1 protein-coding gene is annotated in these 1,288 nt (G+C 69.4%); it reads left to right on the forward strand.

Features of this window, described 5'->3' with window-relative positions; genetic code table 11:
* The first annotated feature begins 128 nt into the window (after nt 1-128).
* On the forward strand, nt 129-1,256 hold the full coding sequence (locus tag K9U41_RS22875) for an acyl-CoA dehydrogenase family protein (RefSeq protein ID WP_282643135.1): 1,128 nt from the start codon (nt 129-131) through the stop codon (nt 1,254-1,256).
* Nucleotides 1,257-1,288: the final 32 nt, after the last annotated feature.

Raw genomic sequence — 1,288 nt, forward strand, 5'->3', positions numbered from 1 at the left:
GGCGCAGAAGCAGCGCTTCCTTCCTCGCCTCGCCTCCGGCGAATTGATCGGCGGCTTCGCCCTCACCGCGCCGCAGGCGGGGCGAGAGAACACCATCGCCAAAACAACAATCCGGAGGAAACACGCCAATGATCCTCACCGAGACCCAGGCCGAGATCCGCGATGCGGTGCGGGCCTTCGCGCAGGAGCGCCTGGCCCCCGGTGCCGCCGCCCGCGACAGGGAGCATCGCTTTCCCCGCGAAGAGCTGACCGAGATGGGGGCCCTCGGCTTCCTCGGCATGCTGGTGCCGGAGGCCCTCGGCGGCGTGGCCACCGATCTCGTCTCCTATGCCCTCGCGCTGGAGGAGATCGCGGCGGCGGACGGGGCGTGCTCCACCATCGTGGCGGTGCATTCCTCCGTGGGCTGCATGCCCATCGTGAAGTTCGGCACCGAGGCGCAGAAGCAGCGCTTCCTGCCTCGCCTCGCCTCCGGCGAATGGATCGGCGGCTTCGCCCTCACCGAGCCGCAGGCGGGCTCGGACGCCGCCAACCTGAAGACCCGCGCCCGGCGCGACGGCGACCATTACGTCCTCTCCGGCGCCAAGCAGTTCATCACCTCGGGCAAGAACGGCAATGTCGTCATCGTGTTCGCGGTGACCGATCCGGAGGCCGGCAAGAAGGGCATCTCCGCCTTCATCGTGCCCACCGATACCCTCGGCTACGAGGTGGTGCGAGTGGAGGAGAAGCTGGGCCAGCATTCCTCCGACACCTGCCAGCTCGCCTTCAACGACATGCGCCTTCCCACCGAGCTGCGCCTCGGCGCCGAGGGCGAGGGGCTGAAGATCGCCCTCTCGAATCTTGAGGGCGGGCGCATCGGCATCGCTTCCCAGTGCGTGGGCATGGCGCGCGCGGCGTTCGAGGCGGCGAAGGCCTATGCGAGCGAGCGCGTCACCTTCGGCAAGCCCATCCGGGAGCACCAGGCGGTGGCCTTCCGCCTCGCCGACATGGCGACGCGCATCGCGGCGGCGCGGCACATGGTGCTGCATGCGGCGGCGCTGCGCGAGGCCGGCCAGCCCTGCCTCACCGAGGCCTCCATGGCCAAGCTGTTCGCTTCCGAGATGGCCGAGCAGGTGTGCTCCGCCGCCATCCAGATCCATGGCGGCTACGGCTATCTCGCCGATTTCCCGGTGGAGCGCATCTATCGCGACGTGCGGGTGTGCCAGATCTATGAGGGCACCAGCGACGTGCAGCGCATCGTCATCGCGCGGGGGCTGTGATGGCGGAAGCCGTCCCCTTCCCCGCCCCGCTC

The sequence above is a fragment of the Xanthobacter autotrophicus genome (genome assembly GCF_029991245.1).
Taxonomy (GTDB): domain Bacteria; phylum Pseudomonadota; class Alphaproteobacteria; order Rhizobiales; family Xanthobacteraceae; genus Xanthobacter; species Xanthobacter autotrophicus_C.